The organism is Enterobacter sp. CGMCC 5087 (assembly GCF_003144775.1).
Classification (GTDB): Bacteria; Pseudomonadota; Gammaproteobacteria; order Enterobacterales; family Enterobacteriaceae; genus Enterobacter; species Enterobacter cloacae_M.
Genome location: NZ_QFXN01000227.1, coordinates 1 through 25718 on the forward strand (window position 1 = coordinate 1; position 25718 = coordinate 25718).

The 25718-nt window shown below is 55.4% G+C and carries 28 protein-coding genes; 19 read left to right on the forward strand and 9 right to left on the reverse strand.

The window, feature by feature from the left end:
- The 7 genes from DEO48_RS19635 to hisP form a co-directional block, all read left to right on the forward strand.
- The coding region (locus tag DEO48_RS19635; RefSeq protein ID WP_258306124.1) for an amidophosphoribosyltransferase at positions 1 to 737 on the forward strand (737 nt) is incomplete at its 5' end.
- An 89-nt stretch (positions 738 to 826) separates the two neighbouring features.
- Positions 827 to 1396, forward strand: coding sequence for a UbiX family flavin prenyltransferase (locus DEO48_RS19640; protein ID WP_109846069.1), 570 nt, complete (start codon positions 827 to 829; stop codon positions 1394 to 1396).
- 291 nt (positions 1397 to 1687) lie between these two features.
- Positions 1688 to 2470 carry a lysine/arginine/ornithine ABC transporter substrate-binding protein ArgT gene (argT, locus tag DEO48_RS19645; RefSeq protein WP_047174239.1) on the forward strand — a complete coding sequence of 261 codons (783 nt, stop codon included), beginning with the start codon at positions 1688 to 1690 and terminating at the stop codon, positions 2468 to 2470.
- A gap of 226 nt (positions 2471 to 2696) precedes the next feature.
- The gene (gene hisJ / locus DEO48_RS19650; RefSeq protein WP_109846070.1) at positions 2697 to 3479 is read left to right on the forward strand and encodes a histidine ABC transporter substrate-binding protein HisJ; all 783 of its coding nucleotides are present in this window, start codon (positions 2697 to 2699) and stop codon (positions 3477 to 3479) included.
- 88 nt (positions 3480 to 3567) lie between these two features.
- Positions 3568 to 4254 (forward strand): histidine ABC transporter permease HisQ, encoded by a 687-nt coding sequence (locus DEO48_RS19655; protein ID WP_109846071.1) that lies wholly within the window; start codon positions 3568 to 3570, stop codon positions 4252 to 4254.
- Positions 4251 to 4967: an ABC transporter permease gene (locus DEO48_RS19660; protein WP_014071132.1), complete on the forward strand. Its 717-nt coding sequence runs from the start codon at positions 4251 to 4253 to the stop codon at positions 4965 to 4967. Before DEO48_RS19655 ends, DEO48_RS19660 begins: the two co-directional genes overlap by 4 nt.
- Positions 4968 to 4975: 8 nt before the next feature.
- Complete coding sequence (hisP, locus tag DEO48_RS19665; RefSeq protein ID WP_023312558.1) at positions 4976 to 5749, forward strand: histidine ABC transporter ATP-binding protein HisP; 774 nt, start codon at positions 4976 to 4978, stop codon at positions 5747 to 5749.
- A gap of 110 nt (positions 5750 to 5859) precedes the next feature.
- Here hisP and DEO48_RS19670 read toward each other — a convergent pair whose 3' ends face one another.
- From DEO48_RS19670 to yfcG, 4 genes are all read right to left on the reverse strand, one after another.
- Complete coding sequence (locus DEO48_RS19670; protein WP_109846072.1) at positions 5860 to 6369, reverse strand: GNAT family N-acetyltransferase; 510 nt, start codon at positions 6367 to 6369, stop codon at positions 5860 to 5862.
- Positions 6370 to 6413: 44 nt separating this feature from the next.
- A complete protein-coding gene (locus DEO48_RS19675; RefSeq protein ID WP_109846073.1) occupies positions 6414 to 7307 on the reverse strand; it encodes a TIGR01777 family oxidoreductase in 894 nt (297 codons plus the stop codon).
- A gap of 13 nt (positions 7308 to 7320) precedes the next feature.
- On the reverse strand, positions 7321 to 7689 hold the full coding sequence (folX, locus tag DEO48_RS19680) for a dihydroneopterin triphosphate 2'-epimerase (protein ID WP_023312555.1): 369 nt from the start codon (positions 7687 to 7689) through the stop codon (positions 7321 to 7323).
- 75 nt (positions 7690 to 7764) lie between these two features.
- The gene (gene yfcG, locus DEO48_RS19685; protein ID WP_023312554.1) at positions 7765 to 8394 is read right to left on the reverse strand and encodes a GSH-dependent disulfide bond oxidoreductase; all 630 of its coding nucleotides are present in this window, start codon (positions 8392 to 8394) and stop codon (positions 7765 to 7767) included.
- Between the two features lie 141 nt (positions 8395 to 8535).
- Between yfcG and yfcF the strand changes: the two genes are divergently transcribed.
- The 3 genes from yfcF to yfcD are packed head-to-tail and all read left to right on the forward strand — an operon-like array spanning position 8536 to position 10398.
- Positions 8536 to 9180 carry a glutathione transferase gene (yfcF, locus tag DEO48_RS19690; RefSeq protein WP_109846074.1) on the forward strand — a complete coding sequence of 215 codons (645 nt, stop codon included), beginning with the start codon at positions 8536 to 8538 and terminating at the stop codon, positions 9178 to 9180.
- Between the two features lie 56 nt (positions 9181 to 9236).
- Positions 9237 to 9788: a phosphodiesterase gene (gene yfcE, locus DEO48_RS19695; RefSeq protein ID WP_146198308.1), complete on the forward strand. Its 552-nt coding sequence runs from the start codon at positions 9237 to 9239 to the stop codon at positions 9786 to 9788.
- 55 nt (positions 9789 to 9843) lie between these two features.
- Positions 9844 to 10398 (forward strand): NUDIX hydrolase YfcD, encoded by a 555-nt coding sequence (yfcD, locus tag DEO48_RS19700; RefSeq protein ID WP_023312551.1) that lies wholly within the window; start codon positions 9844 to 9846, stop codon positions 10396 to 10398.
- 3 nt (positions 10399 to 10401) lie between these two features.
- Here the strand turns inward: yfcD and DEO48_RS19705 are convergent, their stop codons facing one another.
- Positions 10402 to 11421 (reverse strand): LacI family DNA-binding transcriptional regulator, encoded by a 1020-nt coding sequence (locus tag DEO48_RS19705; protein WP_023312550.1) that lies wholly within the window; start codon positions 11419 to 11421, stop codon positions 10402 to 10404.
- 234 nt (positions 11422 to 11655) lie between these two features.
- Here DEO48_RS19705 and DEO48_RS19710 point away from each other — a divergent pair, with 234 nt between their 5' ends.
- From DEO48_RS19710 to DEO48_RS19730, 5 genes are all read left to right on the forward strand, one after another.
- Positions 11656 to 12099 (forward strand): PTS sugar transporter subunit IIA, encoded by a 444-nt coding sequence (locus tag DEO48_RS19710; RefSeq protein WP_109846076.1) that lies wholly within the window; start codon positions 11656 to 11658, stop codon positions 12097 to 12099.
- An 80-nt stretch (positions 12100 to 12179) separates the two neighbouring features.
- Complete coding sequence (locus DEO48_RS19715) at positions 12180 to 12452, forward strand: PTS sugar transporter subunit IIB (RefSeq protein WP_003861447.1); 273 nt, start codon at positions 12180 to 12182, stop codon at positions 12450 to 12452.
- Between the two features lie 21 nt (positions 12453 to 12473).
- Positions 12474 to 13865: a PTS ascorbate transporter subunit IIC gene (locus DEO48_RS19720; RefSeq protein ID WP_032659183.1), complete on the forward strand. Its 1392-nt coding sequence runs from the start codon at positions 12474 to 12476 to the stop codon at positions 13863 to 13865.
- A complete protein-coding gene (locus DEO48_RS19725) occupies positions 13862 to 14692 on the forward strand; it encodes a transketolase (RefSeq protein WP_109846077.1) in 831 nt (276 codons plus the stop codon). The genes DEO48_RS19720 and DEO48_RS19725 overlap by 4 nt, the downstream gene beginning before the upstream one ends.
- The gene (locus tag DEO48_RS19730; RefSeq protein WP_109846078.1) at positions 14685 to 15638 is read left to right on the forward strand and encodes a transketolase family protein; all 954 of its coding nucleotides are present in this window, start codon (positions 14685 to 14687) and stop codon (positions 15636 to 15638) included. Before DEO48_RS19725 ends, DEO48_RS19730 begins: the two co-directional genes overlap by 8 nt.
- Before the next feature lie 72 nt (positions 15639 to 15710).
- Here the strand turns inward: DEO48_RS19730 and pta are convergent, their stop codons facing one another.
- Positions 15711 to 17852: a phosphate acetyltransferase gene (gene pta, locus DEO48_RS19735; protein ID WP_023312545.1), complete on the reverse strand. Its 2142-nt coding sequence runs from the start codon at positions 17850 to 17852 to the stop codon at positions 15711 to 15713.
- Between the two features lie 76 nt (positions 17853 to 17928).
- Entirely contained in the window at positions 17929 to 19131 is a 1203-nt protein-coding gene (gene ackA, locus DEO48_RS19740) for an acetate kinase (protein ID WP_023312544.1), read from the reverse strand.
- Between the two features lie 337 nt (positions 19132 to 19468).
- On the opposite strand from ackA, the gene yfbV reads away from it, so the two are divergent.
- The 4 genes from yfbV to DEO48_RS19760 all read left to right on the forward strand — a co-directional run bounded on the left by yfbV (position 19469) and on the right by DEO48_RS19760 (position 23090).
- The gene (gene yfbV / locus DEO48_RS19745; protein WP_023312543.1) at positions 19469 to 19924 is read left to right on the forward strand and encodes a terminus macrodomain insulation protein YfbV; all 456 of its coding nucleotides are present in this window, start codon (positions 19469 to 19471) and stop codon (positions 19922 to 19924) included.
- A gap of 92 nt (positions 19925 to 20016) precedes the next feature.
- On the forward strand, positions 20017 to 20511 hold the full coding sequence (locus DEO48_RS19750) for a YfbU family protein (RefSeq protein ID WP_023312542.1): 495 nt from the start codon (positions 20017 to 20019) through the stop codon (positions 20509 to 20511).
- Positions 20512 to 20522: 11 nt separating this feature from the next.
- Positions 20523 to 21182, forward strand: a complete 660-nt coding sequence (locus DEO48_RS19755) for a sugar phosphatase (RefSeq protein ID WP_109846079.1) — start codon at positions 20523 to 20525, stop codon at positions 21180 to 21182.
- 75 nt (positions 21183 to 21257) lie between these two features.
- Entirely contained in the window at positions 21258 to 23090 is a 1833-nt protein-coding gene (locus tag DEO48_RS19760) for an SLC13 family permease (protein ID WP_109846080.1), read from the forward strand.
- A gap of 86 nt (positions 23091 to 23176) precedes the next feature.
- Here DEO48_RS19760 and yfbR read toward each other — a convergent pair whose 3' ends face one another.
- Together yfbR and alaA are read right to left on the reverse strand one after the other, a co-directional pair.
- The gene (gene yfbR / locus DEO48_RS19765; protein WP_023312539.1) at positions 23177 to 23776 is read right to left on the reverse strand and encodes a 5'-deoxynucleotidase; all 600 of its coding nucleotides are present in this window, start codon (positions 23774 to 23776) and stop codon (positions 23177 to 23179) included.
- A gap of 94 nt (positions 23777 to 23870) precedes the next feature.
- Entirely contained in the window at positions 23871 to 25085 is a 1215-nt protein-coding gene (gene alaA, locus DEO48_RS19770; protein ID WP_008500204.1) for an alanine transaminase AlaA, read from the reverse strand.
- Positions 25086 to 25718 lie beyond the last annotated feature (633 nt).

The following is a 25718-nucleotide window of genomic DNA, read 5'->3' on the forward strand; positions in this document are numbered from 1 at the left end:
CCCGCCCGGATTCCTTCATCGATAAGATTTCCGTCTACAGCGCGCGCGTGAACATGGGTACCAAGCTGGGCGAGAAGATTGCCCGCGAGTGGGACGATCTCGACATCGACGTGGTTATTCCTATCCCGGAAACCTCCTGCGATATAGCGCTGGAGATCGCCCGCATTCTGGACAAGCCATACCGTCAGGGCTTCGTGAAGAACCGCTACGTTGGCCGCACCTTTATCATGCCGGGCCAGCACCTGCGCCGTAAGTCAGTGCGCCGCAAGCTGAACGCCAACCGCGCGGAATTCCGCGACAAGAACGTTCTGCTGGTGGATGACTCCATCGTTCGCGGCACCACCTCTGAGCAGATTATCGAGATGGCGCGCGAAGCGGGTGCGAAGAAAGTTTACCTGGCCTCTGCCGCGCCGGAGATTCGCTTCCCGAACGTGTACGGCATCGATATGCCAACCGCCAACGAGCTGATCGCTCACGGGCGTGAAGTGGATGAAATTCGCCAGATCATCGGTGCCGACGGCCTGATTTTCCAGGATCTGAACGATCTCATCGACGCGGTGCGTGCCGAGAACCCGGAAATCCAGCAGTTTGAATGTTCCGTGTTCAACGGTATTTACGTGACCAAAGACGTTGACCAGCAGTACCTCGACTATCTTGATTCGCTGCGCAACGACGATGCGAAAGCCGTTCAGCTGCAGAACGATCTCGAAAGCTTAGAGATGCACAACGAAGGTTGATGCTCCGGCAAGTGAGGGCTTATGCCCTCACTTGCAACTCCCCGCAAAATCCTGCACAGTCTGCCCTGAAATCAGTAAGGGCGAAAATCATGAAACGACTCATTGTTGGGCTCAGCGGCGCCAGCGGCGCGATTTACGGCGTACGTCTGTTACAGGTTCTGCGTAACGTGGCGGAAGTCGAGACCCATCTGGTGATGAGCCAGGCGGCGCGGCAGACCCTCTCTCTGGAAACCGATCTCTCCCTGCGCGATGTTCAGGCACAGGCGGACGTGGTCCACGATGCCCGTGATATCGCCGCCAGCATCTCCTCAGGCTCGTTTAAAACGGCCGGCATGGTTATCCTGCCCTGTTCAATTAAAACGCTCTCCGGCATTGTGAACAGCTATACCGACACCCTGGTGACGCGCGCGGCGGATGTGGTGCTGAAGGAGCGTCGTCCTCTTGTGCTCTGCGTGCGGGAAACGCCGCTGCATCTCGGTCATCTGCGTTTAATGACCCAGGCCGCCGAACTTGGGGCCATCATCATGCCGCCGGTTCCAGCGTTTTATCATCGCCCGACCTCGCTGGATGACGTGATTAATCAGACCGTTAACCGCGTGCTGGATCAGTTTGACATCGACCTGCCCGAAGATCTCTTCACCCGCTGGCAAGGGGCCTGATTCTGTGCACAAACAGAGTGCATGAAAAGAGACATTGCCCTGTTTCAGGGCAATTATGCAACGGCGATCATATCCTCGACATTTAATTCGTTTTTTCCCTTTTTCTCTTTCCGGTTCGTTCGGCAGACCTGCTATCTTTCACCATTAAGGCAATATCGCAACGTTTTATTAACATATTTAACGTCGAAGTTTTGACCAGACGGCAATGTGGCATAAGACCTGCAAGATGAAGCCTGCAACACAACACACAACACAATACATAATAAAATCACGGTACTTGAGGGTAAATGTATGAAGAAGACGGTTCTGGCTCTGTCTTTGCTCGTGGGGTTAAGTGCGGCGGCAGGTAGCTACGCAGCGCTTCCACAGACGGTTCGTATCGGTACAGACGCAACCTACGCGCCATTCTCTTCCAAGGATGCGAAAGGCGATTTCGTGGGGTTTGATATCGATCTGGGAAATGAAATGTGCAAACGCATTGCGGTGAAATGCACATGGGTGGGCAGCGACTTTGACGCGTTAATCCCGTCGCTGAAAGCCAAGAAAATCGACGCCATTATCTCTTCTCTCTCCATCACCGAAAAACGCCAGCAGGAGATTGCCTTCTCTGACAAGCTCTACGCCGCGGATTCTCGTCTGATTGCCGCGAAAGGTTCCCCGATTAAGCCAACCATCGATTCGCTGAAGGGCAAACACGTCGGCGTACTTCAGGGATCGACGCAGGAAGGTTATGCCAATGCTAACTGGCGTGAGAAGGGCGTAGACGTGGTGGCTTACCAGAACCAGGATCTGATTTACTCTGACCTGGCCGCAGGCCGTCTGGATGCGGCATTCCAGGATGAAGTCGCCGCGAGCGAAGGCTTCCTGAAACAGCCTGCGGGTAAAGATTATGCGTTTGCGGGCCCGTCGGTAAAAGACAAAAAATACTTTGGTGACGGCACAGGTATTGGCCTGCGCAAGGATGATACCGAGCTGAAAGCCGCCTTCGACAAAGCCTTTGCAGAGCTGCGTAAAGACGGGACTTACGACAAACTGGCGAAGAAATACTTCGACTTCAACGTATACGGTGAATAATACCTGGCGCTAACGCACCGCAAAGGTGCGTTGCGGGAGCGGTTGATCCAATGCGGTGCATTTGTTGCACCGTATTGGATCGCCTTGTGCATACTTACGCATTTATAATGCAAAAATTCCCGCCTGAAGGGCATTAGTCTTTGCCTGACAGAGGGGATTGATGGCACATTAGCACCACCCCGTCGTCGTAAAAATCCCGTATGAAGACAGTTTGTTGAGGACAAATATGAAAAAACTCGTGTTGTCACTATCTCTGGTGCTGGCCTTTTCCAGTGCCACCGCGGCATTCGCAGCCATTCCGCAGAAAATTCGGATTGGTACCGATCCAACCTATGCGCCTTTCGAATCGAAGAATTCAAAGGGTGAACTGGTCGGTTTTGACATCGATCTGGCCAATGAGCTGTGCAAACGCATCAAAGCACAGTGTACCTACGTTGAGAACCCGCTGGATGCGCTGATCCCGTCCCTGAAAGCGAAAAAAATCGACGTAATCATGTCCTCGCTCTCCATCACCGAAAAACGCCAGCAGGAGATTGCCTTCACCGACAAACTCTACGCGGCCGATTCTCGTCTGGTGGTGGCTAAAGATTCTGACATTCAGCCAACGCTGGAGTCGCTGAAAGGCAAACGCGTCGGCGTGCTGCAGGGCACCACACAGGAAACCTACGGCAACGAACACTGGGCGCCGAAGGGGATTGAAATCGTCTCCTATCAGGGCCAGGAAAATATCTACGCTGACCTGACGGCAGGCCGAATTGATGCGGCATTCCAGGATGAAGTCGCGGCGAGCGAAGGCTTCCTGAAAACGCCGGTGGGTAAAGATTACAAGTTTGGCGGCCCGTCTATTAAGGACGTGAAGTTGTTTGGTGTGGGCACCGGTATGGGCCTGCGCAAAGAAGACAACGAGCTGCGTGAGGCGCTGAACAAAGCGTTTGCTGAAATGCGCGCTGACGGCACCTACGACAAGCTGGCGAAAAAGTACTTTGATTTTAATGTTTACGGCGGCTAATCGCCCCGTCAAATAACGTGCGGCCCCTCCCGCTGTGGGAGGGGAAAAGACACGGTTCCACCACTCACGATACGACAGGGCTCGCGGTATGCTGTACGGATTTTCTGGCGTTATTTTACAGGGCGCGCTTGTCACCCTTGAGCTGGCTATCAGCTCCGTGGTGCTGGCGGTGCTGATAGGTCTGGCGGGCGCAGGGGCGAAGCTTTCGGCTAACAAACCGCTGGCGCTCATATTTGAAGGCTACACCACGATTATTCGCGGCGTTCCCGATCTGGTGCTGATGCTGCTTATCTTTTACGGTCTGCAGATTGCGCTGAACAGCGTAACGGACGCGATGGGCATGGGACAAATTGATATCGACCCGATGGTGGCCGGTATTATTACCCTCGGTTTTATCTACGGTGCCTACTTCACCGAAACCTTCCGTGGTGCCTACATGGCCGTGCCGAAAGGCCACATTGAGGCGGCAACCGCATTTGGTTTTACCTCTTCACAAACGTTTCGTCGGATTATGTTCCCGGCCATGATGCGTTATGCGCTCCCGGGCATCGGCAACAACTGGCAGGTTATCCTCAAAGCGACAGCGCTGGTCTCGCTGCTCGGTCTGGAAGACGTCGTAAAAGCGACTCAGCTGGCGGGCAAGAGCACCTGGGAGCCGTTCTACTTTGCGGTGGTCTGCGGCGTGATTTATCTGGTCTTTACGACCGTCTCCAATGGTGTGCTGCTTCTGCTCGAGCGTCGCTACTCCGTGGGTGTGAAGAGGGCTGACCTGTGATTGAGATTATTCAGGAATACTGGAAATCGCTGCTGTGGACGGACGGCTACCGCTTTACCGGCGTGGCGATTACGCTCTGGCTGCTGATCTCCTCCGTGGTGATGGGCGGCGTTCTGGCGGTGTTTCTTGCCATCGGCCGCGTATCGAACAATAAATTTATCCAGTTCCCGATCTGGCTGTTTACCTACGTGTTTCGCGGTACGCCGCTGTACGTGCAGCTGCTGGTGTTCTATTCGGGGATGTACACGCTTGAGATCGTAAAAGGCACTGAGATGCTGAATGCGTTCTTCCGCAGCGGCCTGAACTGTACGGTGCTGGCATTGACGCTCAACACCTGCGCCTACACCACCGAGATTTTCGCCGGGGCAATTCGCTCTGTCCCTTACGGTGAGATTGAAGCGGCGCGCGCGTACGGCTTTTCCTCAGTGAAGCTTTATCGCTGCATTATTCTGCCGTCGGCGCTGCGTATCGCGTTACCGGCGTACAGTAACGAAGTGATTTTGATGCTGCACTCTACCGCGCTCGCCTTTACCGCGACGGTGCCGGATCTGCTCAAAATCGCGCGCGATATTAACTCCGCGACCTATCAGCCGTTTACCGCGTTTGGCATTGCGGCGGTGCTTTATTTAATTATCTCTTATGTTCTGATTAGCCTGTTCCGTAAGGCTGAAAAACGCTGGTTGCAGCATATAAAACCTTCTTCGACGCACTGAGAAAGATGATGGCTGAGAACAAATTAAACGTTATTGATTTGCACAAACGCTACGGCGAACATGAAGTGCTGAAAGGGGTGTCGCTGCAGGCTAACGCAGGCGATGTAATCAGTATCATCGGCTCATCCGGCTCGGGTAAAAGTACCTTCCTGCGCTGCATTAACTTCCTCGAAAAGCCGAGCGAAGGCTCGATTGTGGTGAGCGGGCAGAATATTAACCTGGTCCGTGACAAAGACGGCCAGCTGAAGGTCGCGGATAAACACCAGCTGCGCCTGCTGCGTACGCGCCTGACGATGGTGTTCCAGCACTTCAACCTCTGGAGCCACATGACGGTGCTGGAGAACGTGATGGAAGCGCCGATCCAGGTGCTGGGTCTGAGCAAGCAGGAAGCCCGCGAGCGTGCGGTGAAATACCTGGCGAAAGTGGGTATCGACGAGCGCCAGCAGATGAAATACCCGGTGCATCTCTCCGGCGGTCAGCAGCAGCGTGTCTCTATCGCGCGCGCGCTGGCGATGGAGCCCGAAGTGCTGCTGTTTGACGAACCGACTTCCGCGCTGGACCCTGAACTCGTCGGCGAAGTGCTGCGCATCATGCAGAAGCTGGCCGAAGAGGGCAAAACGATGGTGGTGGTGACGCACGAGATGGGCTTCGCCCGTAACGTCTCGAACCACGTTATCTTCCTGCATCAGGGGAAAATTGAAGAGCAGGGCCACCCGGACGAGGTGCTGGCGAACCCGCAAAGCCCGCGCCTGCAGCAGTTCCTCAAAGGATCTCTGAAGTAAAGAGGGCATCAGCCCGCAGTGCAGCCCAATCGCCCGGTGGCGCTTCGCTTACCGAGCCTGCGGGCTGGATGTTCTCCCTCTCCCTGTGGGAGAGGGGCGGGGTGAGGGTATCAGACCGCACCGCACTCCAGTCGATACACCCAGTCGTCATAGCGCACGCCGTCAATTTCATACGCCTTTTCCAGCACCTGCGTACGCACAAACCCTGCTTTCTCCAGCACGCGCACCGAACCGCCGTTGTCCGCCAGGACGTACGCGTTAATCGCCTTTACGCCGGTCTGGTTGAACGCATAATCACACACCGCGCGCAGCGCCTCGCTGGCAATCCCTTTTCCCTGCGCGGCAGGCACAACCGTATAGCCGATATCCGCCTCTTCACGATTCTCTGCGCTGATTTGCAGGCCGATATCGCCCAGCGGCGTATCATCATCCCGGGCGCGAATAACAAACACATGAGCAGCAGCGAGTCGCGCGGCAAACACGCGTCGGGTCTCTTTTTCCGGGGCGATGGCGGCCATATAGCGCATGATGGCGCGATCTTCACGCAGCGAGCGGAAGAACGCCCAGTCAGAGGGTTCGAAAGGGGTGAGGTAAAGCCGGGGTGTGGTGATGGTTGCCATTGTTACGCCATATCTTCGGAACACGGCCTGTCACTGTACCATATTCACCCCACCACATCCCCCAGCGCCTCTTCTAATTCATACCAGCGGAACACAAACCCGGCCGCTTCCAGTCGTTTTGGCAGCGCTCTCTGTCCGCCTAATACCAGAACAGACGCTTCACCCATCAGCAGACGAATGACCGTGGCAGGCACGCGCAAAATTGCCGGACGGTGCAGGGCATGCCCCAGTGCGTGAGCAAACTGTTCATTACGCACCGGATATGGTGCAACCATATTGAACGGCCCGCGCAGATCGTTATCCAGCAGCCAGAGAATCCCGTTGACCATATCGTCGATATGGATCCAGGCCATATACTGACGGCCATTACCAATGGGGCCGCCGAGTCCGAGCCTGAAAGGGGGAAGCATCTTCGCCAGGATGCCGCCTTTCGGCGCCAGAACGACACCGGTCCGCAGCAGGCAGACGCGGGTTCTATCGCTTTGCGCCGCACTGGCGATACGCTCCCACTGGGCGCAGAGTTTGTGGGTAAACTCGTTATGGGGCGGCTCTTCCTCGGTCACCACCACCTCGCCAAGATCGCCGTAATAACCCACTGCGGAACCCGAAATCAGCACGGAAGGCGGCGTGTGGCTGTTGCGGATCAGCTCGACCAGCTTTTCGGTGATGTTCCACCGGCTGCTGCATAACAGCTGTTTTTGCTCTTCCGTCCAGCGTTTATCGGCGATGGGTTCACCCGCGAGGTTAATGACGGCGTCGAAGCCGTCCAGATTTTGCTGATCGGCCAGATTTTTCCAGATATCGACACCCGCCCCCAGCACCTGACGCGCTTTCTCCGGGCTGCGCGTGACCACGGTAATGTCGTGATGCAAGGCCTGCAGACGCGCAATGAGGTGACGACCAATCAGGCCTGTACCGCCGGTCAGCAAAATCTTCATACAACCTCCAGGTTTACGCCTGGCGCCGCCAGCTTAACGTCATGGAGACGGAATCGGCGTAGCGCAGGGCGTGAAGTTTATCGATCTCAACTTCAGCATAAGTGACCCAGTGATGTTCGCGTGCGATATCGAGCACATCCTGAGTTAATTTTTCCAGCAGAGAGAAGCGGTTATTCTCCACGTACTGAATGATGTTTTTGGTTATTGTGCGGTAGTTCAGCGCGTCGTTGATGTCTTCGCTGGCCCGCGCTTTGTCTGCGGGATAGTGAATTACCACGTTAATGACAATATCCTGACGGTTGGCGATCTCTTCCTCTTTGATACCGATGAAGGTACGCAGGCGTAAATTTTTTATGCGAATAATGGCGTCTGGCTGTGACATTGCAGGTCTTCTCCGTGTCAGTATTTCACGCTCATCATACATGAGAGGCTCGCGGGTACCCAGCCTCATAGAGGGTTAAATCTGCTGGATTTTTTGCATCGCCCGCTCGGTGGCCGGGCGGGTCCGAATGCGCTCAAACCAGTTATTCACCGCCGGGTAAGCGGCCAGGTCAATTCGGTGTTTTTCATGCGTATTCACCCACGGCCAGCAGGCGATATCGGCAATACTGTAATGATCGCCCCCGAGCCACGGCGTTTTCTTCAGCCGACGGTTCAGAACGTCATAGAGCCGTTGAGTCTCAACCTGATAGCGTTCTATCGCGTAAGGAATAGGCTGCGGGGCGTAAGCGGTAAAATGATGATTTTGTCCCAGCATGGGCCCCAGCCCGCTTGCCTGCCAGAAGAGCCACTGCAGGGTATGGTGACGCTCGCGCAGTTCGCCGCTCAGCAGTTTGCCGGTTTTCTCCGCCAGGTAGAGCAAAATTTCACCGGATTCAAACAGGCTCAGCGGCCTGCCCCCGTCGGCCGGCTGGTTATCAATAATGGCCGGGATTTTATTATTCGGCGAGATAGCCAGAAAGAGAGGGCTGAACTGTTCGCCTTTGCTGATATCCACGCGAATGATCCTGTAATCCAGTTCGGCTTCTTCAAGAAAGAGGGTGATCTTATGGCCGTTTGGGGTAGGGGCGTAATAAAGGTCGATCATTCTCAACTCCTGTCCATGCGAATAGTGGTGCCATGACAAATGAGTATAGGTGGTTGTTGTAAATCGTGAGTTTTCATCAAGTGACAGCGAGGCAAAGAGATTATATGTTGAGTAAAAACCCGATCAGCCGATGAGGATGTTATGAACCAGCCCGTAATCACGTTGTGGTCCGATGCGAATTTCTTTTCTCCCTATGTAATGAGCGTATACGTTGCGCTGGCCGAAAAAGGACTCACTTTTACGCTGAAGACCGTTGATCTCGACGGCGGTGAACATCTCAAGCCACAGTGGCAGGGTTACGACCTGACCCGACGCGTGCCGGTGCTGGAGATTGACGGTTTTGCCCTGAGCGAGTCGTCGGCGATTGATGAATATCTGGAAGATAGGTTCGCGCCGCCCGAGTGGGAGCGCATCTATCCTCACGACCTGCAAAAACGCGCGCGGGCGCGGCAGATCCAGGCGTGGCTGCGAAGCGATCTGGTGCCAATTCGCGTAGAACGCTCAACGGACGTCGTGTTCGCCGGGGTGAAAAAGCCAGCGCTCAGCGCAGAAGGCACCGAAAGCGCGCAAAAACTCATTGAAACCGCCACCTCGCTCCTCGCACACGGCAACCCGAACCTGTTCGGCGAGTGGTGCATTGCCGACGCCGATCTTGCGTTGATGCTAAACCGCCTGATCCTCAACGGCGATGAGGTGCCGCAGCTGCTGGTGGATTATGCCGCGTTTCAGTGGCAGCGCGCCTCCGTGCAGCGCTATGTGGCACTATCTGCCAGGCGCGCGGGCTGATAAGCCCGGACGCTTCAGGTATGATGGGGGCAGTCTGTTTTCCCGAGGAGTGACTGATGAAACTGATGTTTGCGTCGGATATCCATGGATCTCTGCCCGCTACCGAGCGTGTCCTTTCCCTGTTTGCACAAAGCGGCGCGCAGTGGCTGATTATTCTGGGGGATGTGCTCAACCACGGCCCGCGCAACGCGCTGCCGGAGGGCTACGCTCCGGCGCAGGTCGCGGAAAAGCTCAACCCGTACGCCTCGCGAATCATCGCCGTTCGCGGCAACTGCGACAGCGAAGTGGACCAGATGCTGCTGCATTTTCCCCTTACCGCGCCATGGCAGCAGGTGCTGCTGGAACAAAGCCGCCTGTTCCTGACGCACGGGCATCTTTTTAGCCCGGATAATCTCCCGGCGCTCGCGGCTGGCGATGTCCTGGTTTACGGTCATACTCATATTCCGGTTGCTGAAAAGCGCGGTGAGATTTATCACTTCAACCCGGGATCGGTCAGCATACCGAAAGGCGGTTATCCAGCGAGCTATGGCATGCTGGATGGAAATACCCTGCGCGTTATCGCACTTAATGATCAGCAAGTTATTGCGCAGATAGCGATTAATCCGTAAGTTACACCTCAACTGCAAACGCGCCGAAAGAGCGCTTAGAAAAGAAGGTTTTCCGATGGTGGAGCAGAGTCATTTGGCAAGTACAGAGTGGGTTGACATTGTCAGCGAAGAGAATGAAGTGATCGCGCAGGCCAGCCGCGAACAAATGCGTGCGGAGCGTCTGCGCCACCGCGCAACGTACATCGTTGTGCATGACGGTATGGGCAAAATTCTGGTCCAGCGCCGCACGGACACCAAAGATTTTCTCCCGGGTATGCTGGATGCCACCGCAGGCGGTGTTGTCCAGGCAGATGAAGTGCTGCTGGATTCCGCGCGTCGAGAAGCGGAAGAAGAGTTAGGTATCGCCGGCGTGCCGTTTGCCGAGCACGGCCAGTTCTATTTCGAAGACGAAAACTGCCGCGTCTGGGGCGGGCTGTTTAGCTGCGTCTCCCACGGGCCGTTCGCTCTGCAGGAAGAAGAGGTGAGTGAAGTCAGCTGGATGACGCCGGAAGAGATCACCGCGCGCTGCGACGAGTTCACGCCGGATTCGTTAAAAGCGCTGGCGCTGTGGATGACCCGCAACGCCAAAAACGAATCGACCAAATCAGAGAAAGAGGAAGAGGCTGAGTAATATTCAGCAACTTTCTCTCAGACACAGACTGGACGCGATGGGCTTTTGATCGCGCCAGTCACCGTCATTCAGACGCTCCAGCAACGCTTTCCCGGCTTCAATTCCAATCTTACGATGCGGCACCGCCATCGTCGTCAGCGGCGGCTGACAGACGCGGCTCACGTCGCTATCGCCAAAACCTACCACCGCCAGGTCGTCCGGCACCTTGATTCGCCTGCGCTGGCACTCGTACAGCGCCCCGCAGGCCAGCTCATCTGAGACGCATACCAGCGCATCCAGCTCCGGCCACGCCAGCAGGAATTCAGGCAGCTGTGCCGCGCCTGTCGAGAAGCTTGGCGGCATCGCCGCGTTAATCACACGGGTCGGCGACATATGGTGGCGAAGCATGGCTTTGTACCAGCCCTGCAAATGCTGCTGGAAAATCCACTGCTCCTGGTTGGCGCACAGCAGACCAATATTTTGGTAGCCGCGCTTAATCACCATTTCCGTGAGTTCATACATGGCCGCTACGTTATCAATCCCGATATTCATATCAATCGGGTCGGCGCGCATGGCGCCCATCTCCATCACCGGAATGGAGGCGTTTTTCAGCCAGTGGCGAACGGTATCGGTATGTTCAACGCTGAGCAGGATAGCGGCGGCAATATTCGACGCCAGCAGCGTCTCCAGCAACTTCTCCTCCTGCTCCAGGCGATGCTGGGATTCTGCCAGCATGATCTGATACCCGGCAGGCTGTAGCACCTGCTGTAGCCCGGCGAACATCTCCGAGCAGCCAGCTTCGGAGAGGTTAGGCACCACCATGGCTATCGTCCACGACGACGCCGAGGCAAGCGCGCTGGCGGCAAGATTAGGCATATAGCCCAGCTCCTGCACGGCAGCTTCAATTTTTTCACGTAGTTTATCGGAAACCTGTTCGGGCGTGCGGAGTGCACGGGACACGGTCATCGTGCCCACACCGGCAAGCTGTGCGACATCGGCGAGTGTCACTTTACCAGTACTGCGCCGTTTTCGGGTTAGAGACATACACCTTCCTGCTGACCAGACGCGTTCTTCATTTCCTTCGCTTCACGTGACAGGCAGTATACGCCTTAAATCCCTTTTTTTGCTGTGATTTAGCGCCGTGATTGCAATTTGATAGCGCTATCACATTTCTGGATGTTAAGTATTGGTAGCGCTATCTTTGTGATCGCGATCGCAGTCATCCAGCGATGTGTTGAATAAAGTTTGCTCATCTTTAGCGGGTAGCGGGAGTGAAAAGTGCTCAAAAAATGGATATATGATACAACCATCACGCTGCAGGATAGCGTGGAAAACTGGCCGCAGGCGCTGGAGCTGTGCGCGAAGCCGCTTCAGGATTTGCAGGTGATTGAGCCTGAATACGTCACGGCCATCATCCAGCAGCACCACGCGTTAGGACCCTATTATGTGCTGGCACCAGGGCTGGCGATGCCGCATGCGCGGCCGGAGGAAGGCGCCAAAGGACTGGGGTTGTCTTTATTAAAACTAAAACAGGGCGTCTCGTTTGGTGCTGGTGAGTTTGACCCTGTCGATGTGATTATTATGCTCGCGGCACCGGATAAACATAGCCATATCGAAATGATATCCGCACTCGCAGAATTATTTTCCAGCGACGAGGATATGGAGAAACTGCATCAGGCGAATACCCTGGAGGAAATTAAAACGATTATTGACCGCTTCTGATTTAATTCTTTAATCCGATTATTCACAACATTACGCGACAGCGTGATGGGGCGTGCTCTACTCAAAATAAGGGGACAACAATGAAAATCATGGCTATTTGCGGTTCCGGCCTGGGCAGCAGTTTTATGGTCGAAATGAATATTAAAAAGGTGCTCAAAAAGCTGGAGATTGAGGCTGAGGTTGAACATTCCGATCTCTCCTCGGCCACGCCGGGCGCGGCCGATCTTTTCGTGATGGCAAAAGACATTGCGGCCAGCGCCAGCGTCCCGGAAAGCCAGCTGGTGGTGATTAACAACATCATCGACATCAACGAACTTGAAGCGCAGCTGCGCGCCTGGTTCGAAAGACAATAACCCTGATAAGGCGAGGTGGATATGTTTATCCTTGAAACGCTGAATTTCGTTGTTGATATTTTAAAAGTCCCTTCAGTGCTGGTCGGTTTAATTGCGTTAATTGGTCTGGTTGCGCAAAAGAAAGCCTTTTCGGACGTGGTGAAAGGAACGATTAAAACCATTCTTGGCTTTATTGTGCTGGGCGGTGGTGCAACGGTGCTGGTGGGGTCATTAAATCCTTTGGGCGGTATGTTTGAACACGCCTTTACGATCCAGGGCATTATTCCAAACAATGAAGCGATTGTGTCAATTGCGCTGGAGAAATACGGCGCAGCGACCGCGCTGATTATGGCCTTCGGCATGGTGGCGAATATTATCGTCGCACGCTTTACTCGCCTGAAGTACATCTTCCTGACCGGTCACCACACGTTTTATATGGCGTGCATGATTGGCGTGATCCTGACGGTCGCGGGCTTTGAAGGCGTGGGCCTGGTGTTTACCGGCTCGCTGATCCTCGGCCTGATTATGGCCTTCTTCCCGGCGATTGCGCAGCGCTACATGAAGCGCATAACCGGCAACGATGAAATTGCCTTCGGCCACTTCGGCACGCTGGGCTACGTGCTGTCCGGCTGGATTGGCAGCAAGGTTGGCAAGGGCTCACGCTCAACGGAAGAGATGAACCTGCCGAAGAACCTGAGCTTCCTGCGCGACAGTTCGATCTCCATCTCCCTGACCATGATGATTATCTACCTCATCCTGGCGGTGAGCGCCGGGCGTGAGTACGTGGAGGCCACCTTCAGCGGCGGTCAGAACTACCTGGTCTACGCCATCATCATGGCGATCACCTTTGCGGCGGGCGTGTTCATCATCCTGCAGGGCGTGCGCCTGATTCTGGCGGAGATCGTTCCGGCCTTTACCGGCTTCTCGGAGAAACTGGTGCCGAACGCCCGTCCTGCGCTGGACTGCCCGGTGGTGTATCCCTATGCGCCAAACGCGGTGCTGATTGGCTTCCTGTTCAGCTTCCTCGGCGGGATTGTGGGGTTGTTGATCTGCGGTCAGTTTAGCTGGGTGCTCATCCTGCCGGGCGTGGTGCCGCACTTCTTCACCGGCGCAACGGCGGGCGTGTTCGGTAATGCCACCGGTGGACGTCGCGGGGCAATGATTGGCGCCTTTGCTAACGGCCTGTTGATCACCTTCCTGCCGGTCCTGCTGCTGCCGGTGCTGGGCGCCATTGGCTTTGCCAACACCACCTTCTCGGACGCCGACTTCGGCGCGGTCGGGATTGTCCTCGGCAACCTGGCGCGCTTCCTGTCGCCGCTTGCCATCACCGGACTGGTTGTCGCGTTGTTCGCGCTGCTGGTGGCGTACAACGTCTTCGCGAAAAACAAACCTGCGGGCGGTAACGCGCAGGAAAACACCGGAGCCAAATCATGAATGAGAAAGAGATAACCGAACTCGCGCGTCAGATCCGTCTTGAGACGCTGAAATCCCTGACGCAGCTTGGCTTTGGGCACTACGGCGGAAGTATGTCGGTGGTCGAAACCCTGGCTGTTCTGTACGGCGCGGTGATGAAAATCGACCCGGCGGATCCGGACTGGCCGGAGCGGGACTATTTTGTCCTGTCGAAAGGTCATGCGGGCCCGGCGCTCTACAGCACGCTGGCGATCAAGGGCTACTTCCCGGTGGAAGAGCTGAGCACCCTGAACCAGAACGGCACGCGCCTGCCAAGCCACCCGGACCGTCTGAAAACGCGGGGCGTGGACGCCACCACCGGTTCGCTGGGGCAGGGGATCTCCATTGCCGGCGGTATGGCGCTTTCGCACAGGCTGGCGGGGCGACCGAACCGCGTCTTCTGCATCGTCGGTGACGGCGAGCTGAACGAGGGGCAGTGCTGGGAAGCCTTCCAGTTTATTGCCCACCATCGCCTGAACAACCTGACGGTATTCGTGGACTGGAACAAACAGCAGCTCGACGGCGAGCTGGACGAGATCATCAGCGCGTTCGACCTGGAGGGGAAATTCCGCGCCTTTGGCTTTGACGTGGCGATGGTGAAGGGCGACGACGTTCCGGGCCTGCTGGCTTTGACGTCGCGGGTCCCGGCTGCCGACGCGCGTCCGTTAGTCGTCATCCTCGACAGCATCAAAGGGCAGGGGGTGCCCTACCTGGAACAGCTCAGCAACTCGCACCACCTGCGGTTGACCGCGGAGAGCAAAGCGGCCCTCAACGAGACGATTCGCCAACTGGAGGCTTCACATGATTAAGGTTGCACCGGCAGGAGAGAAAGACGCCGTTGAGATGCGTAAGGTCTACGCGGGCTTTGTGGCAAAGCAGATTGAGGCGGGAAGCGAGATTATCGCCCTGGAAGCGGATCTGATGAGCTCTATGGCGATGGACGGCGTGGCGCGCGATTATCCGCAGCACGTGATTAACTGCGGCATTATGGAGGCCAACGTCATCGGCACGGCGGCGGGGCTGTCGCTTACCGGGCGTAAACCGTTCGTTCATACCTTCACCGCGTTTGCCAGCCGTCGCTGCTTTGACCAGCTGTTTATGTCCCTGGACTATCAGCGCAACAACGTGAAGGTGATTGCCTCGGATGCGGGCGTGACGGCCTGCCACAACGGCGGCACGCATATGTCGTTTGAGGATATGGGCATCGTACGCGGTCTGGCGCATTCGGTGGTGCTGGAGGTGACTGACGCGGTGATGTTCGAGGACGTGCTGCGCCAGCTTATCGACCTCGAAGGCTTTTACTGGGTACGCACCATCCGCAAGCAGGCGCCGAGGGTGTACGCCCCGGGCTCAACCTTCACCATCGGCAAAGGTAACGTGCTGCGCGAAGGAACCGATATTACCCTGATTGCCAACGGCATCATGGTGGCGGAAGCGCTGGAGGCGGCGCGTCAGCTTGAGCAGGAGGGGGTAAGCGCGGCGGTCATCGACATGTTTACCCTGAAGCCCATCGACCGGATGCTGGTGAAAAACTACGCCGAGAAAACCGGGCGCATCGTCACCTGTGAAAACCACAGTATTCACAACGGGCTGGGATCGGCGGTGGCGGAAGTCCTGGTGGAAACCTGCCCGGTACCGATGCGACGGGTGGGCGTCAAGGAGCGTTACGGCCAGGTGGGGACGCAGGATTTCCTGCAGAAGGAATATGGCCTGACGGCACATGACATTGTATCGGCGGCGCGAGAGCTGCTGTAAATAAAAAAGGCGACTCTTTGTGGTCGCCTTTTTGTTGCCCGGTAAGCGCTAGCGCCACCGGGCTTTTTAACATTACTGCTGCTGCGAAGACTGGATCGCGGTCAGAGCGATGGTATAGACGATATCGTCTACCAGCGCGCCACGAGACAGGTCGTTCACAGGTTTGCGCATACCCTGCAGCATTGGCCCGATGGAGATCAGGTCTGCTGAACGCTGCACCGCTTTATAGGTGGTGTTACCGGTGTTCAGATCCGGGAAGATGAACACGGTAGCGCGACCTGCAACCGGCGAGTTCGGCGCTTTGGATTTCGCAACGTCGGCCATCACGGCAGCGTCGTACTGCAGCGGACCGTCGATCATCAGGTCAGGACGTTTTTCCTGCGCCAGACGGGTCGCTTCACGCACTTTCTCTACGTCGCTACCAGCACCAGAGGTACCGGTGGAGTAGGAGAGCATCGCTACGCGCGGTTCGATACCGAAGGCAATCGCGGAGTCCGCGGACTGGATAGCGATTTCTGCCAGCTGCTCTGCGGTTGGATCCGGGTTGATCGCGCAGTCGCCGTAAACGTAAACCTGTTCAGGCAGCAGCATGAAGAATACGGAAGAAACCAGAGAGCTGCCCGGTGCAGTTTTGATCAGCTGCAGCGGTGGGCGGATGGTGTTCGCCGTGGTGTGAACCGCACCGGAAACCAGACCGTCAACTTCGTCCTGCTCCAGCATCAGCGTGCCCAGCACCACGTTGTCTTCCAGCTGTTCGCGCGCAACGGCTTCGGTCATGCCCTTGCTCTTACGCAGCTCAACCAGACGAGCAACGTAGCTCTCGCGAACCACTTCAGGGTCAACGATTTCGATGCCAGCGCCCAGCTCAACGCCCTGAGACGCCGCAACGCGGGTGATCTCATCCGGGTTACCCAGCAGCACGCAGGTCGCGATGCCGCGCTCTGCACAGATAGCAGCTGCTTTAACGGTACGTGGTTCGTCGCCTTCTGGCAGAACAACGCGTTTGCCCGCTTTACGCGCCAGCTCGGTTAGCTGGTAACGGAATGCTGGAGGAGACAGGCGGCGGCTGCGCTCGGAGGTCGCAGTCAGGGATTCGATCCAGTCTGCGTTGATGTAGCCCGCTACGTATTCCTGAACTTTCTCGATACGCTCGTGGTCATCAACCGGCACTTCAAGGTTGAAGCTTTGCAGGCTCAGGGAGGTCTGCCAGGTGTTGGTGTTCACCATGAAGACCGGCAGGCCGGTCGCAAACGCGCGTTCGCACAGCTTGCTGACGCGTGGGTCCATCTCGTAGGCACCGGTCAGCAGGATCGCACCGATTTCCACGCCGTTCATCGCGGCCAGGCAGGCGGCAACCAGCACGTCAGGACGATCTGCGGAGGTTACCAGCAGGGAACCTGCGCGGAAGTGTTCCAGCATGTGCGGAATGCTGCGCGCACAGAAGGTCACGGACTTCACGCGGCGGGTGTTGATGTCGCCTTCGTTAACGATAGTGGCGTTCAGGTGACGCGCCATATCGATTGCACGGGTGGCAATCAGATCGAAGCTCCATGGCACCGCGCCCAGAACCGGAAGCGGGCTGGATTCCTGCAGCTTAGCCGGGTCAACTTTGATGACTTTCGCTTTGGAAGAGTCGTCGAAGATCTCGGACAGGTCAGGGCGAGTACGGCCCTGCTCATCCACCGGTGCGTTCAGTTTGTTCACGATCACGCCGGTGATGTTGGTGTTTTTCGCGCCGCCGAAGCTGCTGCGCGTCAGTTCGATACGCTCGTTCAGCTGCTCTGGGGTGTCGGTGCCCTGAGACATCACGAAAACGATCTCTGCGTTCAGGGTTTTCGCGATTTCAAAGTTCAGAGACTGGGCAAACTGGTGTTTGCGCGTCGGGACCAGACCTTCAACCAGCACCACTTCCGCGTCTTGCGCGTTAGCATGGTAGTTGGCGATGATCTCTTCCATCAGCACGTCTTTCTGGTTGCTGGACAGCAGAGACTCAACGTGGCTCATCTTCAGCGGTTCAGCCGCTGGCAGATTGGAGTTCTTGCGAACGATGGTGGTGGTCTGGTCTGGCGCATCGCCACCGGCACGTGGCTGGGCAATTGGCTTAAAGACGCTCAGACGAACGCCTTTGCGTTCCATAGCACGGATAACGCCAAGGCTGACGCTGGTCAGGCCGACGCTGGTTCCGGTAGGGATCAGCATAATAGTACGGGACACGGTTTATCCTCTTTCGTTACCGCCGCAATTGGGCGGGTTACAAAACAGCACCGCCAGCATTGCTGGCGGTGTGGAATCAGGCAGTCAGGCGGTGCGCGTCTTGCGCAATGACCAGTTCTTCGTTAGTTGGGATAACGAGAGCAGGGCGGGTGCCTTCTTTGTTGATGAAGCCAGACTTGCCGAAGCGGGCAGCCAGGTTACGCTCGTGATCAACGTCGAAGCCCAGAACGCCCAGTTTGCCCAGGGACAGTTCACGAACCATTGCCGCGTTCTCACCGATACCACCGGTGAAGATAACCGCGTCCAGACGGCCTTCCATCAGCGCAGTGTAAGAGCCGATGTACTTCGCCAGACGGTGGCAGTAAACGTCCATTGCACGTTTAGCGTCTTCTTTCTCTGCGTAGTTATCTTCGACGTAACGGCAGTCGCTGGTGACTTCGGTCAGACCCAGCAGGCCAGACTCTTTGGTCAGCATTTTGTTGATCTGGTCAACGCTCATGCCCAGGGTGTCGTGCAGGTGGAAGATGATCGCCGGGTCGATGTCACCGGAACGGGTACCCATCACCAGACCTTCCAGCGGGGTCAGACCCATGGAAGTATCAACACATTTACCGTTGCGGATAGCGGAAACAGAACCACCGTTACCCAGGTGGCAGGTGATGATGTTCAGTTCTTCAACCGGCTTGTTCAGAACTTTTGCGGCTTCCTGAGTCACATAGAAGTGGCTGGTGCCGTGTGCGCCGTAGCGACGTACGCCGTGTTCTTTGTACAGGCTGTATGGCAGGGCATAGAGGTAAGACTCTTCCGGCATGGTCTGATGGAACGCGGTGTCGAATACGGCCACGTTTTTGTCTTTCAGATTCGGGAAGGATTTCAGCGCTTCAGCGATACCGATCAGGTGAGCCGGGTTGTGCAGCGGTGCGAAGGACGCAGAGTCCTTGATGCCCTGGATCACAGATTCGTCGATGACGACGGAGCTGGTGTATTTTTCGCCGCCGTGGACGATACGGTGACCAATCGCAGTCAGCTGAGCAGACAGTTCTGGTTTTTGTGCCAGAATAGTGTTAACGATAAAGTTCAGCGCTTCACTGTGAGCGGCGCCTGCACCTAAAGCCGCTTCTTGTTTGCTGCCGTCCATCTTCCACTTGATACGTGCTTCAGGCAGATGGAAACATTCGGCCAAACCAGAGAGGTATTCGTCACCGTTGAGCGCATCGATGATGGCGAATTTCAGTGAGGAGCTACCGCAGTTCAGAACCAGTACTAACTTACTCGACATGGAAGTACCTATTATTGATACGTGGCTAAAAAAACGTCAGTGAGTCTAACAGCGTAACGCATGATGACTCAGACATTTATGATTAACATCATGCCAAACGAACATTGTGGCATGATGGAAGAAATAACTATGATTTTATGCCATTTTGCACAATTTTCAGCCAATGGCATAATGTGCAATAATTTGACGAGTTAATGATTCTCGTCTAAGGCCCTATCAGGCTGGCACAGGATACCCGATACGGGGTAGAGATGACAAAATATTTTGAACGTTGTCATAGCTTGTTGTGGTTTTGCACGAAAATTTTAATTTTTATATGTGAAGTTGAGGTACAGCCATGTCGACACCAGAGAACCCGTCCGTAAATTTCTTTAGTCTGTTTCGTCGGGGACAGCATTACGCAAAGACGTGGCCGATGGAAAAGCGCCTTGCGCCGATGTTCATTGAGAATCGCACCATTCGCGCCACGCGCTATGCGATTCGCTTTATGCCGCCAGTCGCTGTCTTTACGCTGTGCTGGCAGATTGCGTTGGGCGGCCAGCTTGGCCCTGCCGTCGCGACGGCACTCTTCGCATTAAGCCTGCCGATGCAGGGCCTGTGGTGGTTAGGTAAACGCTCCATCACGCCACTTCCCCCATCTATTTTACACTGGTTTTATGAAGTGCGCGGAAAACTGGAGGAGGCCGGGCAGGCGCTAGCCCCGGTTGAAGGCAAGCCGGACTACCAGGCGCTGGCGGACACGTTAAAGCGCGCTTTTAAGCAACTGGATAAAACATTCCTCGATGACTTGTGATTGATCATCGAAACGACGACGAAAAGAAGGCACAGTAACAATCAGTTACCGTGTCTTTTTTTTAAAGTGCAATGCGCTACAGGAGTCGAAAGATGGAAATGACCCATGCTCAACGTCTGATTTTGTCTAACCAGTACAAGATGATGACTATGCTTGATCCCGATAACGCTGCGCGCTACAGCCGCCTGCAAACCATCGTCGAACGCGGTTTTGGTTTGCAAATGCGCGAACTGGACCGCGAGTTTGGCGAGCTGAAAGAAGAAACCTGTCGCATCGTGATCGACATTATGGAGATGTATCACGCTCTGCACGTGTCCTGGACGAATCTCAAAGATCAGCAGTCCATTGACGAGCGCCGCGTGACTTTCTTAGGCTTTGATGCCGCAACGGAAGCGCGTTATCTGAGCTATGTTCGCTTTATGGTGAATACAGAAGGGCGCTATACCCACTTTGACGCGGGCACCCACGGCTTCAACGCGCAGACCCCAATGTGGGAAAAATATCAGCGTATGCTAAGCGCGTGGCACGCTTGCCCGCGTCAGTACCATTTAAGCAGCAACGAAATTCAACAAATCATTAATGCCTGACGGAGGTGCGTGTGCAGTGTAGAGGTTTTCTGTTTGATCTGGACGGTACGCTGGTGGATTCGCTGCCGGTTGTGGAGCGTTCGTGGTGCCATTGGGCTGACCGACATGGCATCGACCATCAGGAAGTGCTGAATTTTATCCATGGCAAACAGGCCATCACCTCGCTACGGCACTTCCTGGCCGGAAGCTCTGAGGACGAAATTCAGGCGGAGTTCAAATACCTGGAGCACATTGAAGCCACGGATACGGACGGCATCACAGCCTTACCGGGCGCGCGCGAGCTGCTTGAGCATCTGAACGAGGCGCAGATCCCTTGGGCTATCGTTACCTCAGGCTCCATTCCCGTCGCCCACGCCCGTCATAAGGCGGCAGGTTTACCGAAGCCGGAAGTGTTTATCACTGCGGAGCGCGTAAAGCGCGGTAAACCGGAGCCCGACGCGTTTTTACTGGGCGCTGAACTGCTGGGCCTCGCGCCCGCAGAGTGCGTGGTGGTGGAAGATGCGGCCGCTGGCGTACTGGCCGGGCTGAACGCCGGAAGCCACGTTATCGCCGTTAACGTTCCTGCGGGATCTCCCCGCCTGGAGGAGGCAGACTTTGTGCTGGATTCACTGACGGCGCTGGCTGTTTCGAAAGCCTCTGACGGGGTTGTAACCGTCTCGCTAAAAGTGTAATCACATGATATAGCCCCACATTGCTGGGGCTTTTTTGTGGCAAAATTCCTCATCTCCCACTGACAAGGACATGTTGTGAACGGTGAACTGATTTGGGTTCTGAGCCTGCTTTTAATCGCCATCCTTCTTTTTGCAACGGGCAAGGTACGCATGGACGCCGTCGCCCTGTTTGTCATCGTCGCGTTTGTGCTGAGCGGTACGCTCACGCTGCCGGAAGCCTTCTCCGGGTTTAGCGATCCCAACGTTATCCTGATTGCCGCCCTGTTTATTATCGGTGATGGGCTGGTGCGTACCGGCGTGGCAACCATCATGGGGTCGTGGCTGGTCAAGGTGGCGGGCAGCAGCGAAACCAAAATGCTGATCTACCTTATGGTGACCGTCGCCGGGCTGGGGGCGTTTATGAGCTCAACGGGCGTGGTCGCAATCTTTATCCCGGTGGTGCTGAGCGTCTCCATGCGGATGCAGATCTCGCCGTCGCGTCTGATGATGCCCCTGAGTTTTGCCGGTTTGATCAGCGGCATGATGACGCTGGTGGCAACGCCGCCGAACCTGGTCGTCAACAGCGAGCTGATCCGGGAAGGATTCCAGGGCTTCAGTTTTTTCAGCGTCACCCCGCTTGGGCTGGTCATTCTGGTGTTGGGCGTGGTCTACATGCTACTGACCCGGTTTGCCCTGAAAGGTGAAAAACAGGACAAAAATAAAGAAGGGTGGAAGCGACGCACCTTCCGCGATCTGATTAAAGAGTACCGTCTCACCGGGCGCGCGCGCCGTCTGGCTATTCGTCCCGGTTCGCCGATGGTGGGACAGCGCCTGGACGACCTGAAGCTGCGTGAGCGCTATGGCGCAAACGTGATCGGCGTAGAGCGCTGGCGTCGTTTTCGCCGGGTGATCGTCAACGTTAACGGGGTGTCGGAATTCCGCGCGCGGGACGTCCTGCTGATTGATATGTCCACCGCGGACGTGGATCTGCGCGAGTTTTGCAGCGAGCAGCTGTTGGAACCGATGGTGCTGCGCGGGGAGTATTTCTCCGATCAGGCGCTGGATGTCGGCATGGCCGAAGTATCGCTGATCCCGGAATCGGAACTGCTGGGCAAAACCGTGCGGGAAATGGGATTCCGAACCCGCTATGGCCTGAATGTCGTGGGGCTGAAGCGCGATGGCGTGGCGATGGAAGGGGCTGTGGTGGATGAGCCGATCCTGCTGGGCGATATCTTCCTGGTTGTCGGTAACTGGAAGCTGATAAGCCAGCTCGGGCAGAAAGGTCGCGATTTTGTGGTACTCAACATGCCTGTCGAGGAGAGCGACGCCTCCCCGGCGCACAGCCAGGCGCCCCACGCGATTTTTTGTCTGGTGCTGATGGTGGCGCTGATGCTGACCGATGAAATCCCCAATCCGGTCGCGGCAATCATCGCCTGCCTGTTGATGGGGAAATTCCGCTGCATTGACGCCGAAAGCGCTTATAAAGCCATTCACTGGCCGAGCATTATCCTCATTGTCGGGATGATGCCCTTCGCCCTGGCGCTGCAAAAAACCGGCGGGGTGGATCTGATCGTTAAAGGCTTAATGGACGTTGGCGGCGGATATGGGCCGTACATGATGCTGGTCTGTCTGTTTATCATGTGCGCCTCCATCGGTCTGTTTATCTCCAACACCGCGACGGCGGTACTGATGGCGCCGATTGCGCTGGCGATGGCCAAATCCATGGGCGTGTCGCCGTATCCCTTTGCGATGATGGTCGCAATGGCGGCCTCCGCGGCGTTTATGACGCCAGTTTCTTCACCGGTGAATACGCTGGTGCTGGGGCCCGGGAATTATAGGTTCAGTGATTTCGTGAAGCTTGGCGTGCCTTTCACCGTGCTGGTGATGGTGGTGTGCGTGGTATTGATACCGGTTCTGTTCCCGTTCTGATAATTTTGCCGGGTGGTGGCTGCGCCTTACCCGGCCAACAACCCGTAGGCCCTGCAAGCGCAGCGCAGCGCTGCGGGGCAAACAGATTACAACGGTGAATCCTGGCTGATCTCATCCAGAGACAGATGGAAGCTCGGCACAAACACCTGCATAAAATAGTCCATCTCTTCGCTGCGGCGGGATTCCAGCGTTTTTTCCAGACGCGTTTTCGCCAGTAAAAATTCGTTATTCCCTGCAGACAGCTCTTCCAGGCACTTCAGGTAGGCGCAGAGCGCGTCGGCCTGTTTTACCAGCGACTTTTCATCTTCCGTGTACTGATGCTCATCGATGAGCGGCTCAAAGATGTCGCGCAACTCGTCCGGCACCATGTCAATCAGCTTCTGCTGGGCAATCTTTTCGATGGCCTTGTATTCCTGCGCAATTTGCGAGTTGAAATATTTCACCGGCGTGGGCAGGTCGCCGGTCAGCACTTCTGACGCATCGTGGTACATCGCCAGCAGGGCAATGCGCTCTGGATTGACCTGGCCGTTAAATTTGCGGTTTTTAATGGCGGCCAGCGCATGAGCAACCATGGCAACCTGCAGACTGTGCTCTGACACGTTCTCTGTGCGCACGTTGCGCATCAGCGGCCAGCGGTTGATGAGTTTCAGGCGGGAGAGGTGGGCGAAGAAATGACTCTGACTCATAGGTTACCTTTTGTCTTCACTGCGACAGGCGTTCATTGTGCGGGGAGGGGAGGGAAGATGCAAATCAGGCTACCGAAGTAGCCTGATTTTAAGATTACTGATGGTATCCGGAGAGGAAGCGTCCGAAGCGGCTGATGGCCATTTCGAGGTCATCTTCGCGCGGCAGCGTCACGATGCGCACGTGATCCGGCCACGGCCAGTTAAACGCCGTACCCTGAACCAGCAGCACTTTTTCCTGCAGCAGGAAATCGAGCACCATTTTCTGGTCGTCGTGAATATTAAAGCGTTTCGCGTCAATTTTCGGGAACATATACAGCGCGCCATTCGGCTTCACGCAGGAGACGCCCGGGATATCGTTGATCAGCTCCCACGCTCGGTTGCGCTGTTCGTACAGGCGACCACCGGGAACGATGAACTCGCTAATGCTCTGATAGCCACCCAGCGCCGTCTGGATCGCGTGCTGCGCCGGAACGTTGGCACATAAACGCATGGAGGCCAGCATCTCCAGCCCTTCAATATATCCTTTGGCGTGCTTTTTCGGACCGTTTAGTACCATCCAGCCCTGGCGGAAACCGGCCACGCGGTAGGTTTTAGACAGGCCGTTAAAGGTGACGGTCAGCAGATCCGGGGCCAGTGCAGCGATTGAGTGGTGCTGCGCCGCGTCGTACAGGATCTTGTCGTAAATTTCGTCGGCAAAGATGATCAGGTTGTGCTGGCGGGCGAGTTCGACGATCTCCATCAGCAGCTCTTTTGAGTACACTGCGCCCGTCGGGTTGTTCGGGTTAATGATCACGATGCCGCGCGTGCGGGGCGTGATTTTTGCGCGAATATCATCGAGGTCCGGGAACCAGTCGGAGGACTCGTCGCACAGATAGTGTACGGCTTTCCCGCTCGACAGTGATACGGCAGCGGTCCACAGCGGATAGTCCGGCGCGGGAACCAGCATTTCGTCCCCGCTGTTCAGCAGCGCCTGCATCGCCTGCACGATCAGTTCGGAAACGCCGTTGCCGATATAGATATCTTCAACGGTAACATCACGCATACCGCGTGCCTGGTAGTGCTGCATGATGGCTTTACGTGCGGAGTAAAGTCCTTTTGAATCGCAATAACCTTGTGCAGTAGGAAGGTTGCGGATCACATCAACCAGAATTTCATCCGGCGCTTCAAAACCAAATGGCGCAGGGTTACCAATGTTGAGTTTCAGAACCTTATTGCCTTCCTCTTCAAGGCGTTTTGCCTCTTTCAGAACCGGGCCGCGGATGTCATAACAGACGTTATCTAGCTTGCTGGATTTTTCGATAGGGGACATGAACCTTTAACCTTTTCGCTATTATTGCCGCTCCCTGCCGTGGAAGTCAGCACGGAATAATGTACTCCCCCCTCGCTTCGTTTTGAAGGGTGTGCAGTAGAAGATTTTGTGCCGGGTGCAAAATTTTGATAAATCTTTTTCGCTGTGCGTTAGCTTTTTTACTGTCTTAAAGTTGTGCGCATAGCACGATGACAGGTTAAACGTGCTATTCATTTGTCAAAATTCTGTATATTGTGCTGGGAAAAATAAGTGGTGAACCTGACAAGGGTAGCAATCACCCTGGGTGACTTTTCGTAAAACCTGAATGCTTGATACATGTTCCTGTAAAAGCATAATGTGGCTAAAAGTTACTCATGTGAAATTAATGTTAAGTGCCATTAATGAATGGTCTTAATCTAAATTAAAATTTATTTATTATTAACCTATAAAATGCAACTTTAGTTAATTTTAATAAAATTAGTTTAGAAGCTTAACATTCTTCTTTAATCCTCAATATTGCAATAAGACTTATAAATAAAGTGGATTTGGGTTAAGATGTCTTTCAGGAAAGCAGAGGACAGATGCAAGAATTTTGTATGTCTGGCACTGACTTTCCGAATTAATTGATTGTTATTGTTGGAGTTATCTCTGGCT

Bases quoted from the DNA above. Each gene is read 5' to 3' on its own strand.
- hisJ (WP_109846070.1), top strand. From the start codon at position 2,697: ATGAAAAAACTCGTGTTGTCACTATCTCTGGTGCTGGCCTTTTCCAGT.
- yfcF (WP_109846074.1), top strand. From the start codon at position 8,536: ATGAACCAGCCCGTAATCACGTTGTGGTCCGATGCGAATTTCTTTTCT.
- DEO48_RS19640 (WP_109846069.1), top strand. From the start codon at position 827: ATGAAACGACTCATTGTTGGGCTCAGCGGCGCCAGCGGCGCGATTTAC.
- DEO48_RS19750 (WP_023312542.1), top strand. From the start codon at position 20,017: ATGGAAATGACCCATGCTCAACGTCTGATTTTGTCTAACCAGTACAAG.
- DEO48_RS19725 (WP_109846077.1), top strand. From the start codon at position 13,862: ATGAATGAGAAAGAGATAACCGAACTCGCGCGTCAGATCCGTCTTGAG.
- DEO48_RS19715 (WP_003861447.1), top strand. From the start codon at position 12,180: ATGAAAATCATGGCTATTTGCGGTTCCGGCCTGGGCAGCAGTTTTATG.
- yfbR (WP_023312539.1), bottom strand. From the start codon at position 23,776: ATGAGTCAGAGTCATTTCTTCGCCCACCTCTCCCGCCTGAAACTCATC.
- yfcE (WP_146198308.1), top strand. From the start codon at position 9,237: ATGAAACTGATGTTTGCGTCGGATATCCATGGATCTCTGCCCGCTACC.
- DEO48_RS19720 (WP_032659183.1), top strand. From the start codon at position 12,474: ATGTTTATCCTTGAAACGCTGAATTTCGTTGTTGATATTTTAAAAGTC.
- DEO48_RS19705 (WP_023312550.1), bottom strand. From the start codon at position 11,421: ATGTCTCTAACCCGAAAACGGCGCAGTACTGGTAAAGTGACACTCGCC.
- folX (WP_023312555.1), bottom strand. From the start codon at position 7,689: ATGTCACAGCCAGACGCCATTATTCGCATAAAAAATTTACGCCTGCGT.
- DEO48_RS19670 (WP_109846072.1), bottom strand. From the start codon at position 6,369: ATGGCAACCATCACCACACCCCGGCTTTACCTCACCCCTTTCGAACCC.
- DEO48_RS19730 (WP_109846078.1), top strand. From the start codon at position 14,685: ATGATTAAGGTTGCACCGGCAGGAGAGAAAGACGCCGTTGAGATGCGT.
- DEO48_RS19655 (WP_109846071.1), top strand. From the start codon at position 3,568: ATGCTGTACGGATTTTCTGGCGTTATTTTACAGGGCGCGCTTGTCACC.
- hisP (WP_023312558.1), top strand. From the start codon at position 4,976: ATGGCTGAGAACAAATTAAACGTTATTGATTTGCACAAACGCTACGGC.
- argT (WP_047174239.1), top strand. From the start codon at position 1,688: ATGAAGAAGACGGTTCTGGCTCTGTCTTTGCTCGTGGGGTTAAGTGCG.
- alaA (WP_008500204.1), bottom strand. From the start codon at position 25,085: ATGTCCCCTATCGAAAAATCCAGCAAGCTAGATAACGTCTGTTATGAC.
- ackA (WP_023312544.1), bottom strand. From the start codon at position 19,131: ATGTCGAGTAAGTTAGTACTGGTTCTGAACTGCGGTAGCTCCTCACTG.
- yfcD (WP_023312551.1), top strand. From the start codon at position 9,844: ATGGTGGAGCAGAGTCATTTGGCAAGTACAGAGTGGGTTGACATTGTC.
- yfbV (WP_023312543.1), top strand. From the start codon at position 19,469: ATGTCGACACCAGAGAACCCGTCCGTAAATTTCTTTAGTCTGTTTCGT.
- yfcG (WP_023312554.1), bottom strand. From the start codon at position 8,394: ATGATCGACCTTTATTACGCCCCTACCCCAAACGGCCATAAGATCACC.
- DEO48_RS19675 (WP_109846073.1), bottom strand. From the start codon at position 7,307: ATGAAGATTTTGCTGACCGGCGGTACAGGCCTGATTGGTCGTCACCTC.